Raw genomic sequence first — 20,505 nt, 5'->3', positions numbered from 1 at the left:
TTCGCAATCATGCTTCCGCCGAGGCGACGGTTTGTGTATAGAGGCGGTCCCCGACCGCCGCTCGGCTCCAAGGAACGGTCGGGACCAGGGAGGACTGCCGTGACGACCGACCGCATGCTGAAGTTCGTGGGCACCGCCAAGCGCATGCCGACCAAGCGTCCGGCCGAGGAGCGCGCGACCGATTTCGGCGAGATCTACGAGGAGTTCGACGCCGCCGGCGCGCAGCAGCAGGCCGGCCGGTGCTCGCAATGCGGCGTGCCGTTCTGCCAGGTCCACTGCCCGCTGCACAACAACATCCCCGACTGGCTGATGCTGACCGCCGAGGGGCGCCTGGAGGAGGCCTACGAGGTCTCCAGCGCGACCAACAACTTCCCGGAGATCTGCGGGCGGATCTGCCCGCAGGACCGGCTGTGCGAAGGCAACTGCGTCATCGAGAAGGGCTTCGAGTCGGTGACCATCGGCTCGGTCGAGAAGTACATCACCGAGACCGCCTTCGCGAACGGCTGGGTCAAGCCGGTGGTGCCGCCGCGCGAGCGCGAGCAGTCGGTGGCGGTGATCGGCGGCGGACCGGCCGGGCTGGCGGCCGCCGAGCAGCTGCGCAAGCGCGGCTACCAGGTCCACGTCTACGACCGCTACGACCGCATGGGCGGCCTGCTGATCTACGGCATCCCGAACTTCAAGCTGGAGAAGGAGGTGGTGGAGCGCCGCAGCGCCCTGCTGGCCGACGGCGGGGTCGTCTACCACCCGAACACCGACATCGGCACCACCGTCTCGCTCGACGACCTGCGGGCCCGCCACGACGCGGTGCTGATCGCCACCGGCGTCTACAAGGCGCGCGACATCAAGTGCCCGGGGGTCGGCCTCGACGGCATCTTTCCGGCGCTCGACTACCTGACGGCGTCGAACCGCAAGGGCCTGGGCGACGACGTGCCGGCGTTCGACGACGGCACCCTGAACGCCAACGGCAAGCGCGTGGTGGTGATCGGCGGCGGCGACACCGCGATGGACTGCGTGCGCACCGCCGTGCGCCAGGGGGCGGCATCCGTCGCCTGCCTGTACCGGCGCGACCGCGCCAACATGCCGGGCTCGCAGCGCGAGGTCGCCAACGCCGAGGACGAGGGCGTCGACTTCCAGTGGCTGTCGGCGCCGGAGGCGTTCGTCGGCGACGGCCGCGTCACCGGCGTGCGCTGCCAGCGCATTCGGCTCGGCGTGCCGGACGCCACCGGCCGCCAGACCCCGCAGGTGATCGAGGATTCCAGCTACGTGGTCGACTGCGACATGGCGATCACCGCGCTCGGCTTCGACCCCGAGGACCTGCCGGCGCTGTTCGGCGTCAAGGAACTCGAGGTCAGCCGCTGGGGCACCGTGCGGATCGACTTCCGAACCATGATGACCAACCTCGACGGGGTGTTCGCCGCCGGCGACATCGTGCGCGGCGCCTCGCTGGTTGTGTGGGCGGTGCGCGACGGCCGCGACGCCGCCGACCGCATCCACGACTACCTTTCGGCCAAGGCCGCGGGCGACGCCCGCGACGCCGCCTGAGCCCGCCCGCACCAGAGGTCAGAGAAGGAACCGCGCCATGACCGAGATCCGTGAGTCCGGTGAGCAGTTCGTGCAGGCCTGGCGGGCGAACGCCACCCGGCTGCAGGCGGCGCATGCCTACGACCCGGCGCTGGAGCACGAATCCTGCGGCGTCGGCTTCGTCGCCTCGATCGACGGCAAGCCGCGCCGCGAGGTGGTGACCTCGGCGATCGCCGCGCTGCAGGCGATCTGGCACCGCGGGGCGGTCGACGCCGACGGCAAGACCGGCGACGGCGCCGGCATCCACCTGCAGATCCCGCTCGACTTCTTCCAGGAGCACATCGAGCACACCGGCCATACCCTGAACGAGGGGCGCATGGCGGTCGGCATGGTGTTCCTGCCGCGCACCGACCTGGCGGCCCAGGAACGCTGCCGGATCATCGTCGAGTCCGAGATCCTGAAGTTCGGCTGCTTCGTCTACGGCTGGCGCCAGGTGCCGGTCGACATCGAGGTGATCGGCGAGAAGGCGAACGCCACCCGCCCCGAGATCGAGCAGATCATGTTCTCGGCCCCGACCGGCAAGTCGGAGGCGGAGTTCGAGCGCGACCTCTACATCATCCGGCGCCGCATCGAGAAGGCGGCCCTGGCCGAGCACATCACCGACTTCTACCTGTGCTCGCTGTCGTGCCGGTCGATCATCTACAAGGGCATGTTCCTGGCCGAACAGGTGGCGTCGTTCTATCCGGACCTCACCGACGAGCGCTTCGTCTCGAACTTCGCGATCTATCACCAGCGCTACTCGACCAACACCTTCCCGACCTGGCGGCTGGCCCAGCCGTTCCGGGTGCTGGCACACAACGGCGAGATCAACACGGTCCGCGGCAACATCAACTGGATGGCCAGCCACGAGACCCGGATGGCGCACGAGGTCTTCGGCGACCAGATCGAGGATCTGAAGCCGGTGGTGCAGGCCGGTTCCTCGGACTCCGCGGCGCTCGACGCGGTGTTCGAGCTGATGGTGCGGGCCGGGCGCGAGCTGCCCATGGTCAAGACCATGTGCATCCCCGAGGCCTGGACCGAGGACGGCCTGACCCCGCAGGCCTGGCGCGACATGTACGCCTACGCCAACGCGGTCATGGAGCCGTGGGACGGCCCGGCGGCGATCGCCGCCTATGGCGGACGCTGGGTGCTCGGCGGCATGGACCGCAACGGCCTGCGGCCGATGCGCTACACGGTCACCAACAACGGCCTGCTGATCGCCGGCTCGGAGACCGGCATGGTGCGGGTCGACGAGGCGAACGTCCTGGAGAAGGGCCGGCTCGATCCCGGCGAGATGATCGGCGTCGACCTGGTCGAGGGCCGGATGTACCACGACGGCGAGCTCAAGGACCTGCTGGCGGCCCGCAAGCCCTACGGCGAGTGGATCAGGGAAAGCACGGTCATCGACGACATCATCCATCCGGACCACGAGGAGAAGCCGCAGTTCTCGCGCGAGGAGCTGCGGCGCCGCCAGGTGGTCGCCGGCTGGACCCTCGAGGACATGGAACTGATCCTCCAGCCGATGGCCGAGACCGGCAAGGAAGCAGTCGGCTCGATGGGCGACGACACCCCGATCGCGGTGCTGTCGGACAAGTACCGCGGCCTGCACCACTTCTTCCGGCAGAACTTCAGCCAGGTCACCAACCCGCCGATCGACAGCCTGCGCGAGCGCCGGGTGATGACCCTGCGGACCCGGCTCGGCAACCTCGGCAACATCCTCGACGAGGATTCCGAGCAGTGCGACCACCTGCTGCTCGAGAGCCCGGTGCTGACCAACGCCGAGTTCCACGCCATGCGCGACTACATGGGTGACACGGCGGCGGAGATCGACTGCACCTTCCCGGGCGACGGCGGTCCGAGCGCCCTGGAGGAGGCGATCGAGCGGATCCAGCGGGAGGCGGAGGACGCGGTCCGCGGCGGCTGCACCCACGTCATCCTGTCCGACATGGCGACCTCGGCGGACCGGGTCGGCCTGCCGATGATCCTGGCCGCCGGCGCGGTGCACAGCCACCTGGTGCGCCAGCAGCTCCGCACCTTCACCTCGGTCAACGTGCGCTGCGGCGAGTGCCTGGACGTTCACTATTTCGCGGTGCTGATCGGGGTGGGGGCGACCACCGTGAACCCGTACCTGGCGCAGGAGGCGATCGCCGACCGCCAGGCCCGCGGGCTGTTCGGCGAGCTAAGCCTCGAGGACGCGCTCGGCAAGTACAAGAAGGCGATCCAGGACGGCCTGCTGAAGATCATGTCCAAGATGGGCATCTCGGTCCTGTCGTCGTATCGCGGCGGCTACAACTTCGAGGCCGTCGGGCTCAGCCGCGCGCTGGTCGCCCGGTTCTTCCCGGGCATGAACTCGCGGATCTCCGGCCTCGGCCTTTCCGGCATCCAGCAGAAGGTCCTGCGGATGCACGCCAAGGCCTATGACGAGGCGGTGGTGCCGCTGCCGGTCGGCGGCGTGTACCGCTACCGCCGGAACGGCGAGCGGCACGCTTTCGACGGCCCGATGATCCACGCCCTGCAGCGCGCGGTGGAGAGCGACAGCTACCACCTCTACAAGCGCTACGCCGAGGGCGTGTACGCCCAGCCGCCGGTCAACCTGCGCGACCTGCTGCGCTTCAAGGCCAAGGATGCGCCGGTTCCGCTCGACGACGTCGAGTCTATCACCGACATCCGGCGCCGGCTGATTGCGCCCGGCATCTCGCTCGGCGCGCTCAGCCCGGAGGCGCACGAGACCCTGTCGATCGCCATGAACCGGATCGGCGCGAAGTCCGACTCCGGCGAGGGCGGTGAGGACCCGGCACGGTTCCGGCCGCGGCCGAACGGCGACAACGCCTCGTCGGCGATCAAGCAGGTGGCGTCGGGCCGCTTCGGCGTGACCGCCGAGTACCTGAACAACTGCCGCGAGATCGAGATCAAGATCGCCCAGGGCGCCAAGCCCGGCGAGGGCGGCCAGCTGCCCGGCATCAAGGTCAACGGCCTGATCGCGCGGCTGCGCCACGCCACGCCCGGCGTGACCCTGATCTCGCCGCCGCCGCACCACGACATCTACTCGATCGAGGACCTCGCCCAGCTGATCTACGACCTCAAGCAGATCAACCCGGAGGCCCGGGTCTGCGTGAAGCTGGTGGCGTCGACCGGCATCGGCACGATCGCCGCCGGCGTCGCCAAGGCGAAGGCCGACACCATCCTGATCTCCGGCCACGGCGGCGGCACCGGCGCGAGCCCGCAGACCTCGATCAAGTACGCCGGCATCCCCTGGGAGATGGGGCTGTCCGAGGTGCACCAGGTGCTGACCCTGAACCGGCTGCGGCACAGCGTGACCCTGCGCACCGACGGCGGCATCAAGACCGGCCGCGACGTGGTGATCGCCGCCATGCTGGGCGCCGAGGAATACGGCCTCGGCACCGCCTCGCTGGTGGCCATGGGCTGCATCATGGTCCGGCAGTGCCACTCCAACACCTGCCCGGTCGGCGTGTGCACCCAGGACGAGGCGCTGCGCGCCAAGTTCGAAGGGACGCCGGAGAAGGTGGTGAACCTGTTCTCGTTCGTCGCCGAGGAGGTGCGCGAGATCCTGGCCGAGCTCGGCGTCCGGTCGCTGCGGGAGATCATCGGCCGCACCGACCTGCTGGCCCAGGTCAGCCGCGGCGACCCGTCGCTCGACGACCTCGACCTCAACCCGATCCTGGTGCGCGCCGACTCCGGCGGGTTCCCGGTCTACAACACGGTCGAGGGCCGCAACGAGGTCCCGGAGACCCTGGACGCCCAGATCATCAAGGACGCCAAGCCGGTGTTCGAGCTCGGCGAGAAGATGCAGTTCACCTACAACATCGCCAACACCCAGCGGGCGATCGGCACCAAGCTCAGCTCCAAGCTCGTGCGCAAGTACGGCATGACCGGGCTGCAGCCGGGCCACATCACCGTCCGGCTGCGCGGTTCGGCCGGCCAGAGCCTCGGCGCGTTCGCGGTGCAGGGGCTGAAGATCGAGGTGTTCGGCGACGCCAACGACTACGTCGGCAAGGGGCTGTCCGGCGGCACCATCGCGGTCCGGCCGCAGATGGCGGCGGCGTTCGCGAGCCAGGAGAACACCATCGTCGGCAACACCGTGCTGTACGGGGCGACCGCCGGCAAGCTGTTCGCCGCCGGCCAGGCCGGCGAACGGTTCTGCGTGCGCAACTCCGGCGCCGAGGCGGTGGTCGAGGGCTGCGGCTCGAACGGCTGCGAGTACATGACCGGCGGCACCGCGGTGATCCTGGGCTCGGTCGGCGACAACTTCGCGGCCGGCATGACCGGCGGCATGGCCTTCGTGTACGACGCCGACGGCAGCTTCGGCCACCGGGTGAACCCGGAGAGCGTGGTCTACCAGCGGATCGAGACCGAGTACTGGGAGGACGTGCTGAAGCGCCTGGTCTCGGAACACGTCCGGGAGACCCAGTCGCGCTATGCCGAACGCATGCTGATGGACTGGCAGCGCGAGGTCGGCAAGTTCTGGCAGATCGTCCCGAAGGAGATGATCAGCCGGCTGCCGCAGCCGCTGACCCACGGCGTGCGCGAGGCGCGGGCGTAGAGCTGGAGGGAACGGTGGGCGGCCGCACCGGCCGCCTTCACACCACCAGGAAGTCGGTGGCGGAGAGTTCCGTGGTCCGCACCCCCATGAGGGTGAGGGTGTTGCCGGAGCCGAGGTCGAGGACGGCATTGCCGTCGGTGTCGGAGCTCAGGCGGCCCAGCAGGTCGGCGGCGGAGGCGATGCCGGTGCCGTTGACGTTTGCCGCCACCGCGATCACGTCGCCGTCGGTCGTCGAGAAGCCGCTGACGGTGTCGACCCCGTCGCCCGAGCCGACGGCGATGCGGTCGGCGCCGAGGCCGCCGACCAGCAGGTCGTTGCCGGCGCCGCCCGACAGCGTGTCGGCGCCCTGGCCGCCATACAGCACGTCGTCGCCGAGATTGCCGAACAGCCGGTCGTCGCCGAGATTGCCGTACAGGATGTCGTCGCCCTGGCCGCCATAGGCGGTGTCGGCGTCCTGGCCGCCGTAGACCGTGTCGGTACCGAGGTTGCCGTACAGGATGTCGGATCCCTGGTTGCCGTACAGCAGGTCGCCGTCCTGGCCGCCGAACAGGCTGTCGGCGTCGGCATTGCCCCACAGGCTGTCGTTGCCCTGGTTGCCGTAGGCGAGGTCGGCGCCGCCGCCGGCATAGACCTGGTCGTCGCCGGCGAGCGCCGAGACGGTGTCGGCGCCGGCGCTGCCGAAGAAGGTCTCGTTGCCGGTGCCGCCGACCAGGTGCAGGGCGGAGGCCGGGCCGGCGCCGGCGGCGGCGCCGTCGAAGCCGGCAACCGGGGCCTCGCCGATGTCGGTCAGGGTGACGTCGTTGCCGTCGTTGCCGGCATAGCTGATCCGGTAGGAGCGGCCGCCCGCGCTGAAGGTGGCGCCCTCCGAGAGGCCGTTGAAGCTGCCGGTGACGGCGTCGGCGCCGTCGTTGCTGATCAGGACGTAGCGGTCGCCGAGCGACGAGGTGTAGCCGAAGCTGGTGGTCAGGGTGGCGTTGTTGATGGTCACCGTGCCGGTGACATTGATCTGGTCATGGCCGGTGCCGGCGGTCGCGCCGTTGATCTCCATGGCAGCGGTCGAGCCGCTGGCCAGCGTCAGATTGCCGGTGGAGATGGTGCCGGGGCTGTTGCCGGGGGCGATGGTGCCGCCGGACAGGATCTCGACGGGGGTGGAGTAGGTGCCGGTGCCCTTGAGGGTGACGCCGGAGGCGACGCTGAACGTGCCGGTGCCGGACAGCGTGCCGGTGAACGAGCTGGCGCCGGCGTTGGTCAGGGTGACGGCACCGGCGCCGATGGTCACGGTGCCGGAGCCGGTCAGCGAACCGATGGTCTCTGTCGTGCCGTTGAGGTCGAGCGTGGCGCCGGTCGCCACGTCGACGGTGGCGTTGTCGGCGATGGCGTTGCCGCCGGCGAGCCGGACGGTCCCCGCGCTGATCGTGGTGGTGCCGGTGTACGTGTTGGTGCCCGACAGGGTCAGCACGCCGGTGCCGGTCTTCGTCAGGCTGCCGGTGCCGGAGATGACGCCGGAGAAGGTCGCATCAGCGCCCTGGGCGACCGTCAGGGCCCCGGACCCGATCGCCACGCCGCCGGCGCCGGACAGCGTCCCGACCGTCTCGGTGGTGCCGTTGAGGTCCAGGGTCGCACCGGCGGATACCGACACGCTGCCGCCGTCGGCCAGCGCGCTGCCGCCCGACAGCTTGAGGGTACCGGCCGACACCGTGGTGCCGCCGCTGTAGGTGTTGGCGCCGGACAGCGTCAGGGTGCCGGCCCCGGACTTGGTCAGGGCGCCGGTGCCGGAGACCACGCCGGAGAAGGTCAGCGCGTCGGAGCGGTTGAAGGCGAGCGTGGCGTTGTTGGTGACATTGCCGGTGATCGAGCCGGCGGTGCCGCCGTTGCCGACCTGCAGGGTGCCGGCCGAGATCGTGGTGCCGCCGGTGTAGGTGTTGTTGGCGATCAGGATGGTGGTGCCGGTGCCGATCTGTTTGACCGCCGCCGTCCCGGTGATGACAACGCCGGTGCCGGTGCCGGTGCCGTCCTTGCTTAAGACGTACCCGGCGTCGGTGTGGTTGAAGTTGAGGGTGGCGGTGCCGGACCCTCCGTTCACTCGGGTGGCGTTGACGATACCGGCGGCACCGCCGCTGCCGATGTTGAGGGTGCCGCTGGACCCACTGACGCTGCCGACCAACACGCCGTTGGCGGAAGTCGTGGTGACCGTGCCGCCCGCCGAGACCGTAAGCGTCCCCGTCCCTGCGCTGCCGACGCTGATTGCATACGAGCCGGAGTTGAAGGTGCCGGTGCCGTCGACCAGCAAGGTTCCGGTGCTGCCGGCGAAGTTGCCAATGGTGGCGCTGCTGTTGTTGGTCGTCAGGCTGCCGCCGCTGAGGATCTGCAACGTGCCCGAATTGCCGTTGCTGCTCCCGACGGTGATGTCGTTGCAGGTGGGGGCGGCGCTGGTGATCTGCGCGGTGCCGCCATTGTCGATCACGCCGGTGTTGGGAATGCCGGACGGCACCACGCCGCCGACCCAGTTGGCACCGGTGTTCCAGTCGCCGGTGCCGGCATTGCTCCAGTTGATCAGCAACACCGGCAGACCGGCCAGCGCGGCGGCGTCGAGGGCGGGCCGAGGCACCGGACGGCCGGCGTCGAGCACCCACGACCCGCCGAGCGCCGTGCCGCCAACATCGCCGGTCGCCGCCGCCACCGCACTGCCGGTCGCCGCCGCCAGCAGCGCCACCAGCGCCCGCCCGGCGGGGCCGGCCCCGGCCCGGCAGGCGTACAGCTCGATCGGCGCGCCGGCGAGTGCGGCGCCCAGCACCGCCACTTCGTCCCGCCGGTCGGCCAGGGTCGCCGCCGTCACCGGTCGGGCACCGAGATTGAGCGCCCCCGGCTCGCCGTGGCAGATCACCGCCAACTGCCGGCCGGGTGCCGCCCGCGCCGCCGCCACGAGCTGCGTCAGGCCGTCGCTTTCCGGGTCGATCCGCACGATGCGGGCCGGTGCGGCCAGGGCGGCGACGATCGCGTCGGCCGCCGGCACCCGTGCGTCGATGGCGACCAGGGCGGCGGCGCGGGACGGGACGAAGGCTGCGGTCATCGTGGTCTCCGCGGGCATCCGGGGCTCATGCGCGCATGCGGGGGGTGTCCCCGGGGGCACGCTCCGAAGGGCCGGCCGATTGCTCCGGGAGCCAGCGGTTTCCGGCTTGAGAATTCCTTCCATTCGGAAAGTCATGCCCTCGATGCTTCGTCGAAATACGGGAGGTGCATAGAAACCGACCTCTCGAACTCACAGTTCTTGCCTGATTGTGCTTGCCGAACCGACGGATGGCCGTAAATCCGGTTTCCAAAGAAGACGAAGATTCCGGGAAGCGCCGGTCGCAGCGACGCTCCCGGCGCGGCCTTCATGGATCGGGGCGGGGGCGGAAACGGCGTCTTGCGGCCGCTTTGTGGGGCCTGACCCGGGCGCGGCCGAGCCCCCGGTTGCTCAGAGGCTTGCAAATTGCGGGCGGCTGGGGATGCTCGCTTTCCAGCTTTTCCGATCGGAATTTCCGAGCCGATGCCGAAAGACGACTTCCGATGACCCGGGACCTGGGCCTGAAGCTTCGCCTTACCCAACTGGTCACCGGTTGCGTGACCCAGAAGGCCCTGCACGCGCGGTTCAAGCAGGTGAACCCGCAAACCGGTTATGAGCCCGAACGGGCCTACAAGTGGGTGCAGGACAGGGCCACCCCCAGGGACCCGTCGGTCTTTCAGGATCTGGCCCGGGTGCTCGACCTGCCGGTGACCGGCGAGACCGTCCGGAGCTGCTCGTTCGAGGAGTTCCGTCGGCTGGTGGAGGCCCGCCACGGCCCGGCACCGGCCATCGTGTCGCGCCCGGCGCCCGGCGGCCGGTCCGAACCGCGGCCGGTTCAGCCGCCCGAGGCGGCTGCGCTGCCCGGCTATCTCGCCGGCCAGTACCTGGCGTTCTCCATGGCGTGGTCCTCGCTGCACGCCGGCCGGATGATCTTCGCGGCACTGACCCTCGAGCCGGCGGCGGACGGAGGCCTGTACGCAGTCTATGCGGAACGCCTGCCGGGCGGGGACCTGGTGCTCGAGGGGCCGCTGATGCGGATGGGGCGTGGCCTCGGCACGATGCTGCGGCACGCCGACGACGACCTGTTCATCTTCATGTCGTTCCGCCAGCCGGTCGCCCCGGCGCTGGTGCTGACGGGCGTGATGACCGGCAGCGCCTATCACGACGCCGATGCGCGGCCGATCGCCGGGCGGGTGCACTGCGTCCGGGTGCCGGAGATGGACGGCGAGGCGCTGTCGGCGCTGACCGGCTACCGGGAGCCTTGCAGCGGGGCCGTCGCCCGGGCGCTGCGCGATGCCGGGGTGAAGGTCGCGGGAATGGACCGCCTTGCCGAGAGGGTCGTCGCTACGATCTCTGCGCCGGCGCCGACCGGGCTGATCGACACGTCGGTCGAGGCCCTGCATCTCCTCAGCCGTCCGTTGTACGACGCGGCGGGGTGACGGGCCCGCCTTCTCCTGGTTAGTCTCGGCTCCGGTCCAACCCGGAGTCCCCCATGTCCGATCTTCCCGTCGCCCAGGTGCTGGAGCGTGTCGACGCCAACCTCGACGGTTCCGTCGAGCGGCTGTTCGACCTGCTGCGCATTCCCAGCGTGTCCACCGACCCGGCCTTTGCCGACGACGTCCAGCGCGCCGCCCGGTGGATGGCCGACGAGCTGGCCGGCCTCGGCTTCGAGGCGGCGGTGCGGCCGACGACCGGCCACCCGATGGTGGTGGCGCATCACCCGGGGCCCGGCGGCCCCGAGGTTCCGCACCTGCTGTACTACGGCCACTACGACGTGCAGCCGGCCGACCCGCTGGAGCTGTGGGACAGCGGGCCGTTCGAGCCGGTGCTGGTCGACGCCGAGCGCGGCAAGCGGATCGTGGCGCGCGGCGCGGTCGACGACAAGGGCCAGGTCATGACCTGGGTCGAGGCGTTCCGGGCCTGGCGCGACGTCCACGGCACCCTGCCGTGCAGGGTCACCGTGCTGCTGGAGGGCGAGGAGGAGTGCGGCAGCCCGTCGCTCGACCCGTTCGTCGAGGCCAACGCGGCCGAGCTGAAGGCCGACGCCTGCATCGTCTGCGACACCGGCATGTGGGACGTCGACCAGCCGGCGATCACCTACAGCCTGCGCGGCCTGGTCTACCAGGAGGTGACGGTGCGCGGGCCGAGCCGCGACCTGCACTCCGGCATGTATGGCGGCGTGGTGGTGAACCCGCTGAACCTGCTGGCCCGCATCCTCGGCGAGCTGCACGACGCAGACGGTCGGGTGCAGATCCCGCAGTTCTACGACGACGTGGTGCCGGTCGGCGCCAACGAGAAGGCGCAGTGGGAGGCCCTCGGCTACGACGAGCGGGAGGCGATGGAGGACATCGGCCTGGTCTCGGCGGACGGCGGCGAGAAGGGCTACTCCGCGATCGAGCGCCAGTGGGCGCGGCCGACCTGCGACGTCAACGGCATCCTCGGCGGCTATGTCGGCGACGGCGCCAAGACCGTGATCGCCCGCGAGGCGATGGCCAAGATCTCCTGCCGGCTGGTGCCCGACCAGGACCCGCATGCGGTGTCCGCGAACCTGAAGAAGTTCATCACCGACCGGCTGCCGGACGGCTATACCGCGACCTTCGTGGATCTCGACAGCGGCGGCTCGCCGGCGATCCGGGTGCCGACCGACTCACCGTACCTGAACGCTGCCCGCCAGGGCCTGGCCGAGGTGTTCGGCAAGGAGGCTTACCTGATCGGCACCGGCGGCTCGATCCCGGCGGTCGGCTCGATCCGGAAGTACCTCGGCATCGACTCGATCCTGCTCGGCTTCGGGCTGGAGGACGACCGGGTGCACTCGCCGAACGAGAAGTTCGAGCTGGTGTGCTTCCACAACGGCATCCGCTCGAACGCCGCGGTGCTGGCCCGGATGGCCGAGATCGTGAAGCGGAAGGGGTGAAGCGATGACACTCGAAGGCAAGGTCGCAATCGTCACCGGCGGCACCAGCGGCATCGGCCTGGCGTCGGCCGAGGCGCTGTCGGCGAGGGGCGTGAAGCTGGTGCTGCACGGGCGCCGCCGCGAGGTGCTGGAGCAGCACGCCGCCCGGCTGCCGGACTGCGCGGTGCTGGCCGGCGACATCGCCGATCCGGCGACCCCGGAGGCGCTGTTCGCGCTGGCGATCGAGCGGTTCGGCCGGGTCGACATCGCGTTCGCCAACGCCGGGCTGATCCACACCGGCCCGATCGAGGCGATCGACCTGGATGCGCTGTCGGAGATGATCCGGGTCAATGTCGACGCCGCCTTCCGGTTCGCCTACACCGCGGCCAAGCGGTTCAAGGCCCAGGGCTCCGGCCACCTGCTGATGACCGGCTCGGTGCTCGGCACCAAGGTGCGGCCGAACGCCGGCGGCTACTGCGCCACCAAGTACGCCGTCGAGGCGCTGTGCGAGGGCCTGCGCATGGAGCTTGCCGGCCACGGCGTGAAGGTCTCGGTGGTCGAGCCCGGCCTGGTGCGCACCGACCTGCACCGCGACCACGAGGTCCGCCCGGAGGTGGTCCAGAACGTGCCGGAGCCGCTGCTGCCGGACGACGTGGCCCGCGCCGTGGTGTTCGCGGTCGAGCAGCCGGCGCACGTCCTGGTGCCGAGAGTGATGGTCCTGCCGGCCGGACAGCCGGTCTAGGGGCGAGTGCGGGCAAGGGCCGCTCGCCATCGGCTGCACGGCTTGGGCGAGTTCGGGTTTCGTTGCGCCACGGTTCGTGGGATTCTGGCCGTCAGGGAATCTCAACCATCCGGGGCTTGGATCGGACATGAAGCAGGCATTCCGTGGCACGGTCGAACGTCGCGCGGTTCTGGTCGGTGCCGGGGGACTGCTGCTGAGCGGCTGCGCCGGCGGTGGCGCGGCGTCCGGCGCCAACGGGAGCGACCCGTCGCGGGGCACCGCGGTCATCGGCCTGCGGATCGGCGACGGCAAGCCCAGGCGGCCGCCCCCGGACGACTCGATCCTGTCGGTCTTCAAGCCGAAGGTGCGCGGGCCGTCCGTCGAGATCACCTTCGGCCTCGTCGAGCCGGATACCGGCAACATCGACCTGCCGATCCTGCCCGGCTACAGCGGCAAGATGGCCCAGCTCAAGACCGGCGACGAGGGCACCGCCTACGAGGCGATCGACCTGATCGCCGGTCGGTACGCCAGCATCCAAGCGTATTTCTTCACCGGGGCCCGTGTCATCTACAACGTGCGGTTCAGCGACGGCGGAAACCGCGCGATCGCTGCCGATGAGATCGGCGGCTACGGCTTCACGGTGAATCCCGGCGAGGTGGTCTATGTGGGCACCGTGGTGTTCCCGCCGCACGGGACCGGCCAGCTCCGGATCGAAAACGAGTTCGACGCGGCCGCGGCGGCCCAACCCCGGCTTGCCGCGGTCGGTCGCGATCGGGGGACCCGGATAATGGAATCCATCGGCAGGCCGAAGTCGCGGGGCAGATAGGTCTGTCGCAAGGGGCCCGCATGTCGGGCCCGCACATCGGGCCCGTCGACACCGTCCGCGCGGTGTCGGTCCGCAAGCGGCCGGCGCACGGACTCGTGCCGAGAGTCGTGGTTCTGCCGCCCGGGCAGCTGGTCTAGCCTGCCGGGAAGAGCATGACCCGGAGGAGACCCCATGAAGATCACCGGCCTGCGCACCCGGCGCATCCATATCCCGTTCGACAAGCCGATCGGGACCTCGATCCACCGGATCGAGGGCGTGTCGGGCCTGCTGGTCTGGCTCGACACCGACGAGGGGATCACCGGCGAAAGCTACCTCTGGGCGATCGGCCGGCACCGGGTGCCGGTGCTGGAGGCGATGGTCAGGCTGCTGGGCGAGCGCGCGATCGGCAAGGACCCGCGCGACACCACCGCCCGGTTCGACGAGATGTGGGACGAGATCAACTTCCTCGGCCACAAGGGCGTCTCGCTGTTCGGCATGGCGGCGATCGACTGGGCGTGCTGGGACATCCTCGGCCAGTCGCTCGGCGCCTCGGTGTCGCGGCTGCTGGGCCGGCGGCGCGACCGGGTGCCGGCCTACGCCTCGGGCGGGCTGTGGGCCTCGATGACGATCCCGGAGCTGGAGGCCCAGGCCCGGGAGTTCGTCGCCCAGGGCTTCAAGGCGGTGAAGATGCGGATCGGCAAGCCCGACATCGGCGAGGACGTCGAGCGGGTGGCGGCGGTGCGTTCGGCGATCGGCGGCCGAGTCAAGCTGATGGCCGACGCCAACCAGGGCCTGTCGGTCGCCCACGCGATCCGGCTCGGCCGCGACCTGGAGGCGTTCGACCTGACCTGGTTCGAGGAGCCGGTGCAGGCCTACGACCTGGAGGGGTCGGCCCGGGTGGCGGCGGAGATCGACACCCCGATCGCCAGCGGCGAGACCGAATACGGCCGCTACGGCTTCCGCGACATGCTGGAGCGCAAGTCGGCCGACATCCTGATGCCCGACCTGGAGCGGGTCGGCGGCGTCACCGAGTGGGTGCGGGTCGCCCACATGGCGGCGGCCTACGACGTGCCGGTCAGCCCGCACTTGTTCACCGAGCACTGCCTGCAGCTGTGCGGCGCCCTGTCGAACGTGCCGTGGGCCGAGCACATGCCGTGGTTCGCGCCGATCTTCCAGGAGAAGCTCGAGATGGTCGACGGCGACCTGCTGATCCCCGACCGCCCCGGCCTCGGCTTCCGCTTCGATCCCGACGCGGTCGAGCGGTATTCCGACGAGTAGCCTGCCGGTTCGTGGGTTCCGGCTCCGGCTCCCGGATCAAGTCCGGGATCCGGTCCGGAATGACGGCAGGGAAGGGGGGCAGGACGCTTCTCTCTCCTCGTCATTCCGGACGGCCGCGCCGCCCTCGGCGCGGTCGAGCCGGAACCCACCGGTGGCCTCCCCCGGCCCGAAGCTACTTGATCAGCCGGATCGCCTCGCGGAAGCGCGGGTGCTCGGCGCTGCCGAGCCATTCGAACACCGCCATCTCGGTGGTGACGGTCCCGGCGCCGTGGCGCTCCATGCGGTGCAGGCCGGCCGCCTTGTTGTCCGGCCGGCGCGAGCCGACGGCGTCGCTCACCACCTGGACCCGCCGGCCGGCGTCGAGCAGGCCGAGGACGGTCTGCAGCACGCAGACATGGGTCTCGCAGCCGGCGACGACGATCTCGCGGTCCGCCGGGATGCGGTCGAGGAAGCCGGGCGTGCGCACCGCGTCGAAGGTCATCTTGTGGAACACCGGGTGGCCGCCGGCCAGCTCCGGAACGGTGGCGCCGAGGCCGTCCGGGTTCTGCTCGGTGAACAGCACCGGGACCGCGAACAGGGCGGCGGCGTCGAGCAGCCGGCGGGCGTTGGCGACCGCATCCGCCCCGTGGTCGATCGCCGGCATCAGCCGGGCCTGGAAGTCGACGACCAGCAGAAACGAGCTATCGGCGGTGAGTATCGGCATCGCCGGGACAGATTGGACCGGACCGTGGCGCCCGTCGAGAGCGCCGTCAGCCGGCCGCCCGGATCGCCTTGACCCGGTCCGCCAGCCGCGACAGCCCGGCATCCGGCATGCCGAGCTCGTCCAGGTGCTCGACGGTGTTGAACAGGTAGTCGCAGCACGGTCCGAGGAAGCCGGCGGCATGGGCGATGGTCTCGGCGACCGCCTGCTCGGACAGCGCCCCGGTATAGCGCTCGTGCCCGCGGTTGATGACGAACCCGATCGCCCGGACCGGTCCCTCGGGGGTGACCGCGGTCAGCCAGCGCGGGCGGTAGGCGTCGCTGATCATCTCGCGCCGCCAGACGATGTCGAGCTCGCTCTCGACCCGCTCCGCCGCGATCCGGAACGCCACGCCGCGGCAGCAGCCGCCGCGGTCGAGCGCCAGCACCAGCCCGGGCCGGTCCTTCGAGCCGCGGCCGAGAAAGGTGCGCAGGCAGAACCGCCGGTGCAGGCCGTGCACCGTCGCCGGGCGCTTCTCGGCGAATTCGAAGGCCGGGTTCCAGATCAGCGAGCCGTAGCCGAACAGCCAGACCGGCCCGTCCGGCCGTCCGTCCGGCGGGAACATCGCCTCGCGGGTCCGGCGCAGCTCGGAATCGGTGAGCGGCCGGAAGCTGTCGTCGTGCTTGGCGACCCACTCCCGGATGCGGCCGGAGAGGATGTTCTCGCGGGTCAGCGGGATGACGTGGTCGGGTTTCGGGGCCGAAGGATCGTTGGGCATGATGCACTGCAATATAGGCGATCGGCCGCGTCGCGCGAGCCGGCGCCCGGGAAACGCATTGATGACGTTCGGGCATCACGTCATTCCATGCCCTGCATCCACATGTCCCACAGCTTCTCGCCGACCAGGCAGTCGGTCGGCGCCAGCGGCGTCGACGCCTGGGCCGGCACCAGGCGCGGCTGCGCCCCGGCGATCTCCAGGATCAGCTTGCGGCGGATCGCGGCGACGAACTCGCCGGGGTCGGTGACGGTGACGGTGAACGCGCCGAAGCCGCCGATGACGCAGTCCTCGTAGTACAGGTCCAGGTCGGCGACGTCGAAGAAGCCGGAGGGCTGGCGTCGGTTCAGCATGATCGGCAGGCCGTTGATCACGATGCCCTGCTCCAGCACCCGGTCGCGGGCCGGTACGACGCCGACGCCCTGGTTGTTCGGGCCGTCGCCGGAGATGTCGATGACCCGGCGCGCCCCGGCATAGCCGCTGTTCCGGAACAGCGCCGCCGAGAACAGCAGGGCGTCGGAGATCGAGGTGCGGCGCCGGGCCTCGTAGGGCGCGAACTCCAGGATCTCGGAGATCCGCTGCCCGGCGGCCGGGCCGTCGACCAGGGTCCAGGGCAGGACCACGTGCTGCAGCCCGGCGCCCGCCCATTCGACATAGGTGACGGCGATCCGCCCGATCGGACCGGAGCCGATGGCACGGATCACCTCCGGGTCGCGGAACGCGGCGACGTAGCCGGCGCGCTGCAGGACCTGCTCGCCGTGGTCCATCGAACGCGAGACGTCGACGGCCAGGACCAGCTCGAGGTCGACGGCGATCGGGCCGGACTGGGCGGGGCCGGACTGGCCCCGAGCCGGCGCCCCTGGAAAGCTGGAAGAGACGGCGATGGCCAGCACGGCCAAGAGCCATCCGAGCGGTCGCATCCGTCACCTCCGACGAAGCCCGAGCGGCTTCCCCTGGCACCGACCAGGGGAGTCTAGCAGAGGCCCGGGCGGCCGTCGCAGCCTGTCAGTAGCCGAGCGCCGGCCTCACGCGATTGCGAAGCGGCCGCCCGGCCAGCAGCCGGCCGAGGTTGTCGAACACCAGGTCCAGGGTCTTCGGGATGTAGCTGACGTCGTCGTCCGACGAGACGTGCGGCGTCAGGATCAGGTTCGGCACGTCCCAGAGCGGCGAGTCCGGCGGCAGCGGCTCGGGGTCGTGCACGTCGAGGACGGCGCCGCCGAGCCGGCCGGCGCGCAGCCGCTCCGCCAGGGCCGCCACGTCGACCACCGGGCCGCGCCCGAAGTTGACCAGGCCGGCGCCGGGCTTCATGGCGTCCATCGCGGCGCCGTCGATCAGGTGCCGGGTCTCGTCGGTCAGCGGCGCGGCGACGTGCACGAAGTCGGCCTCGGCCAGCACCTCGTGCAGGCGGTCCGGGCCGACCATCCGGTCGACGTGGCGGCGCGGGCGGCCGCCGCGCCGCACCCCCAGCACCCGCAGCCCGGCACGCCCGAAGGCGCGGGCCGCCGCGTGCCCCATCTCGCCGACCCCGACCACCGCGACGGTCTTGCCGGCGACCGGCGTGGCGAACACCGGGTTCCAGCGCCGCGCCCGCTGGTCGCTGACATAGGCCGGGACCCGGTTGTTCAGCATCAGCACCGCCATCAGCGCGGACTCCGCCGTCTTCTCGGCGTGCACGCCGCGGTTGTTGGTCATCGTCACGCCGGGCGGCAGCCAGTCGAGCGGCCTGAGGTGCTCGACCCCGGCGCCGATGATGTGGATCCAGCGCAGCTCCGGCGCGCGCCGTGCCAGGTCGACGGTCGGCAGGTCCCAGGTGACCAGGGCGTGGGCGGTGGCCATCGATTCCGCGAACCGGTCGAGGTCGAAGTCGACCAGCGCGTCGACCCGGGCCGCCACCTCCGGCCGCCGGGCCGCGGCCTCGGCCAGCCGGTCCTCGGTGATCCGGAACACTTCCTCGCCGGCACGATTGTTCTTGACGTGCAGCCGCACGCGTTCGAGACCGGACACCCGCACCCTCCCTCGCAGCACGCGGCCATGCTAGGCCGGCCGGAGGCGGCGTCGCAAACCGCAACCACGATCGCCCGGTCCGATGACCCGACCCGCCGCCGCGCTGTCCAACGCCCCAGCTTCACCGCCGCCAGCCGCCCCGCCCCCCGATCGGCCGCTGCTGGGGATCGGGTTGATGCTGGCGTCGGTGGCGCTGCTGCCGATCATGGACGGCTTCGCCAAGTCGATGTCCGGCACCTTCGCGATCGCGCAGCTGGTCTGGGCTCGGTTTCTGTTCCAGTCGCTGCTGATCGTGCCGCTGGCGCTGGCGACCAGTCCCTACGCGCTGCTGCGGCCGGCGCGGCTGTCGCTGCAGGTCGCCCGCGGTTTCGGAATCCTGATCGGGACCTTCCTGTTCTTCGGGGCGATCCGGACCATGCCGATCGCCGATGCGCTGGCCCTGCTGTTCATCGCGCCGCTGATCGTCACCGCCCTGTCGCCCCTGGTCCTGGGCGAGGCGGTCGGGGTCCGGCGATGGGCGGCGGTGCTGGTCGGGTTCGCCGGCGCGCTGGTGGTGCTTCGGCCGGGGCTGACGGTGCTGCAGCCGGGGGCGCTGCTGGCGCTCGGGGCCGGCTGCAGCTTCGCCGGCTACGTCCTGCTGACCCGGCGGCTGAGCGCCGCCGCTCCGCCGCTGGTCACGCTGGCGATCACCTCGCTGGTCTGCCTCGGGGTGTCCAGCGTCCTGCTGCCGGCGGTCTGGGTCACGCCGACCCTGCCCCAGCTGGCGGCGATGGCGGCGATGGGCACGATCGGGGCCGGCGGCCACTACCTGATGATCCGTGCCTTCGAGCAGGCCCCGGCGGCGCTGCTCGCGCCGTTCGGCTACGGCGAGATCGTGACGGCGACGATCGTCGGCTACTACTGGTTCGGCGATTTCCCCGACGGACCGACCTGGCTGGGGATCGCCATCCTGGTCGCCAGCGGCATCTACATCTCGCTGCGCGAGCGGGTCCGCCGGCGGTCGTGAGCCGGCATCGCTCGCGCGCCGCTTGATTCCGACGGTCGGGTGCGGTTTCTATCAGGCGGCACGGCCAGCGTGCGGAGCCGCGGCGGGGGACCGGGGGGAATGCCCGAGAAGATCGACTTCTCCAAGGTGAGCTTCCTCATCGTCGACAAGAGTCCGCCGACCGCCCGGCTCATCCGCGACATCCTGCACGTGCTGGGCGTGACCGCGATCCGCATCGCCGACACGGTGGAACGCGCCCGCAAGATGCTGCGGCGCGACCCGGTCGACGTGATCATCACCGAGCATCACCTGGGCGAGGAGAGCGGCCTCGCCCTGATCGAATGGGTGCGCACCGCGCCGGACTCGCTGGACCGGATGACACCGATCATCATGCTGACCGCCAATTCCGAGGAGGACTACGTGGTCAGGGCCCGCGACATCGGGGTGACGGAGTTCCTCGCCAAGCCGTTCAACGTCGAGGGCCTGTACCGCCGGCTGGTGGCGGTGATCGCCCGGCCGCGGGCGTTCGTGAACGCCGATGGCTATTTCGGTCCGGACCGCCGGCGGCGCCAGGTGCCGTATACCGGTCCCGACCGGCGACGGTCGGACGACTGAGGGGGCGGCTGAGGCGGCGACGTGGCAAAACGGGCTCAGATCATCCCGCCGCGGGCGGACCTGAAGAAGAAGGCGGTGAACCTCAGCAAGGGGTTCGACATGCGCCTGACCCCGGAGGTCGTTCGCAAGCTCGAGGAGGTGGTGCACAAGTCGCGCGACACCTTCACCGCGGACATCGCCGAGAAGCTGGTGACCATGCGCCGGCTGCTGACCGAGAGCCGGCCGGAACCGGAGCGCCAGCGCGACCTGGTCGCGCAGATCTACGACGCCTCCCTGGAGATCAAGGGGGCCGGGGGCACCATCGGCTACGACCTGCTGAGCCAGATCGGCAAGTCGCTGAACGACTTCGTCACCGGGCTGACGGCGCTGGACGCCCGCCAGCAGCGGGCGGTCGGTCTGCACGTCGATGCGTTGTATGCTGTACTGGCGAACCGCATCACCGGCCGCGGCGGCATCATCGAGAACGCCATCGTCGAGGCGTTCGGCGAGGCCCGCCGCAAGCTCCGGCCGGAAGCGGACGAGGACGGGCGAGCGGGCGACGATGACCGAGAGGCATGACAGCGGTCGGCGGCTGCACTATCTA

Annotated in this window: 15 protein-coding genes; 10 read left to right on the top strand and 5 right to left on the bottom strand. The window is 70.7% G+C overall.

Annotation, left to right across the window (positions count from 1 at the left end):
- Window positions 1–99: 99 nt before the first annotated feature.
- A complete protein-coding gene (locus tag IE246_RS27525; protein WP_444545915.1) occupies window positions 100–1,542 on the top strand; it encodes an NAD(P)-dependent oxidoreductase in 1,443 nt (480 codons plus the stop codon).
- Between the two features lie 37 nt (window positions 1,543–1,579).
- Window positions 1,580–6,121: a glutamate synthase large subunit gene (gltB, locus tag IE246_RS27520; RefSeq protein WP_189995852.1), complete on the top strand. Its 4,542-nt coding sequence runs from the start codon at window positions 1,580–1,582 to the stop codon at window positions 6,119–6,121.
- Window positions 6,122–6,158: 37 nt separating this feature from the next.
- Here the strand turns inward: gltB and IE246_RS27515 are convergent, their stop codons facing one another.
- The gene (locus IE246_RS27515; RefSeq protein ID WP_189995850.1) at window positions 6,159–9,191 is read right to left on the bottom strand and encodes a DUF4347 domain-containing protein; all 3,033 of its coding nucleotides are present in this window, start codon (window positions 9,189–9,191) and stop codon (window positions 6,159–6,161) included.
- Window positions 9,192–9,670: 479 nt separating this feature from the next.
- Between IE246_RS27515 and IE246_RS27510 the strand changes: the two genes are divergently transcribed.
- From IE246_RS27510 to IE246_RS27490, 5 genes are all read left to right on the top strand, one after another.
- Window positions 9,671–10,606 carry a hypothetical protein gene (locus IE246_RS27510; RefSeq protein WP_189995848.1) on the top strand — a complete coding sequence of 312 codons (936 nt, stop codon included), beginning with the start codon at window positions 9,671–9,673 and terminating at the stop codon, window positions 10,604–10,606.
- Between the two features lie 53 nt (window positions 10,607–10,659).
- Window positions 10,660–12,081 carry a dipeptidase gene (locus tag IE246_RS27505; protein WP_189995846.1) on the top strand — a complete coding sequence of 474 codons (1,422 nt, stop codon included), beginning with the start codon at window positions 10,660–10,662 and terminating at the stop codon, window positions 12,079–12,081.
- Between the two features lie 4 nt (window positions 12,082–12,085).
- On the top strand, window positions 12,086–12,802 hold the full coding sequence (locus tag IE246_RS27500; protein ID WP_189995844.1) for an SDR family oxidoreductase: 717 nt from the start codon (window positions 12,086–12,088) through the stop codon (window positions 12,800–12,802).
- Between the two features lie 127 nt (window positions 12,803–12,929).
- Entirely contained in the window at window positions 12,930–13,607 is a 678-nt protein-coding gene (locus IE246_RS27495) for a hypothetical protein (RefSeq protein ID WP_189995842.1), read from the top strand.
- 171 nt (window positions 13,608–13,778) lie between these two features.
- Window positions 13,779–14,864: a mandelate racemase/muconate lactonizing enzyme family protein gene (locus IE246_RS27490; protein WP_189995840.1), complete on the top strand. Its 1,086-nt coding sequence runs from the start codon at window positions 13,779–13,781 to the stop codon at window positions 14,862–14,864.
- Window positions 14,865–15,036: 172 nt separating this feature from the next.
- On the opposite strand, the gene IE246_RS27485 is transcribed toward IE246_RS27490, so the two are convergent.
- The 4 genes from IE246_RS27485 to IE246_RS27470 form a co-directional block, all read right to left on the bottom strand.
- Window positions 15,037–15,567 carry an isochorismatase family protein gene (locus tag IE246_RS27485; protein WP_189995838.1) on the bottom strand — a complete coding sequence of 177 codons (531 nt, stop codon included), beginning with the start codon at window positions 15,565–15,567 and terminating at the stop codon, window positions 15,037–15,039.
- Window positions 15,568–15,613: 46 nt separating this feature from the next.
- Window positions 15,614–16,321, bottom strand: a complete 708-nt coding sequence (locus IE246_RS27480) for a gamma-glutamylcyclotransferase (RefSeq protein WP_189995836.1) — start codon at window positions 16,319–16,321, stop codon at window positions 15,614–15,616.
- A gap of 80 nt (window positions 16,322–16,401) precedes the next feature.
- Window positions 16,402–17,238, bottom strand: coding sequence for a DUF1194 domain-containing protein (locus IE246_RS27475; RefSeq protein ID WP_189995834.1), 837 nt, complete (start codon window positions 17,236–17,238; stop codon window positions 16,402–16,404).
- An 85-nt stretch (window positions 17,239–17,323) separates the two neighbouring features.
- Window positions 17,324–18,322, bottom strand: coding sequence for a D-2-hydroxyacid dehydrogenase (locus IE246_RS27470; protein ID WP_189995832.1), 999 nt, complete (start codon window positions 18,320–18,322; stop codon window positions 17,324–17,326).
- 82 nt (window positions 18,323–18,404) lie between these two features.
- Between IE246_RS27470 and IE246_RS27465 the strand changes: the two genes are divergently transcribed.
- The 3 genes from IE246_RS27465 (at window position 18,405) to IE246_RS27455 (ending at window position 20,480) form a co-directional block, all read left to right on the top strand.
- A complete protein-coding gene (locus tag IE246_RS27465) occupies window positions 18,405–19,328 on the top strand; it encodes a DMT family transporter (RefSeq protein ID WP_189995830.1) in 924 nt (307 codons plus the stop codon).
- A 99-nt stretch (window positions 19,329–19,427) separates the two neighbouring features.
- On the top strand, window positions 19,428–19,922 hold the full coding sequence (locus IE246_RS27460; RefSeq protein ID WP_189995828.1) for a response regulator: 495 nt from the start codon (window positions 19,428–19,430) through the stop codon (window positions 19,920–19,922).
- A 21-nt stretch (window positions 19,923–19,943) separates the two neighbouring features.
- Window positions 19,944–20,480 (top strand): transcriptional regulator, encoded by a 537-nt coding sequence (locus IE246_RS27455; protein WP_189995826.1) that lies wholly within the window; start codon window positions 19,944–19,946, stop codon window positions 20,478–20,480.
- Window positions 20,481–20,505: the final 25 nt, after the last annotated feature.

It is taken from the genome of Thalassobaculum fulvum (genome assembly GCF_014652915.1).
GTDB classification, from domain to species: domain Bacteria; phylum Pseudomonadota; class Alphaproteobacteria; order Thalassobaculales; family Thalassobaculaceae; genus Thalassobaculum_A; species Thalassobaculum_A fulvum.
Note: the sequence above shows the minus strand (reverse complement) of the source record. Positions and strands in the feature narration are given on the sequence as shown.

Coding starts and splice junctions, on each gene's coding strand:
- gltB (WP_189995852.1), top strand. CDS start 1,580: ATGACCGAGATCCGTGAGTCCGGTGAGCAGTTCGTGCAGGCCTGGCGG.
- IE246_RS27515 (WP_189995850.1), bottom strand. CDS start 9,191: ATGACCGCAGCCTTCGTCCCGTCCCGCGCCGCCGCCCTGGTCGCCATC.
- IE246_RS27510 (WP_189995848.1), top strand. CDS start 9,671: ATGACCCGGGACCTGGGCCTGAAGCTTCGCCTTACCCAACTGGTCACC.
- IE246_RS27505 (WP_189995846.1), top strand. CDS start 10,660: ATGTCCGATCTTCCCGTCGCCCAGGTGCTGGAGCGTGTCGACGCCAAC.
- IE246_RS27500 (WP_189995844.1), top strand. CDS start 12,086: ATGACACTCGAAGGCAAGGTCGCAATCGTCACCGGCGGCACCAGCGGC.
- IE246_RS27495 (WP_189995842.1), top strand. CDS start 12,930: ATGAAGCAGGCATTCCGTGGCACGGTCGAACGTCGCGCGGTTCTGGTC.
- IE246_RS27490 (WP_189995840.1), top strand. CDS start 13,779: ATGAAGATCACCGGCCTGCGCACCCGGCGCATCCATATCCCGTTCGAC.
- IE246_RS27485 (WP_189995838.1), bottom strand. CDS start 15,567: ATGCCGATACTCACCGCCGATAGCTCGTTTCTGCTGGTCGTCGACTTC.
- IE246_RS27480 (WP_189995836.1), bottom strand. CDS start 16,321: ATGCCCAACGATCCTTCGGCCCCGAAACCCGACCACGTCATCCCGCTG.
- IE246_RS27475 (WP_189995834.1), bottom strand. CDS start 17,238: ATGCGACCGCTCGGATGGCTCTTGGCCGTGCTGGCCATCGCCGTCTCT.
- IE246_RS27465 (WP_189995830.1), top strand. CDS start 18,405: ATGACCCGACCCGCCGCCGCGCTGTCCAACGCCCCAGCTTCACCGCCG.
- IE246_RS27460 (WP_189995828.1), top strand. CDS start 19,428: ATGCCCGAGAAGATCGACTTCTCCAAGGTGAGCTTCCTCATCGTCGAC.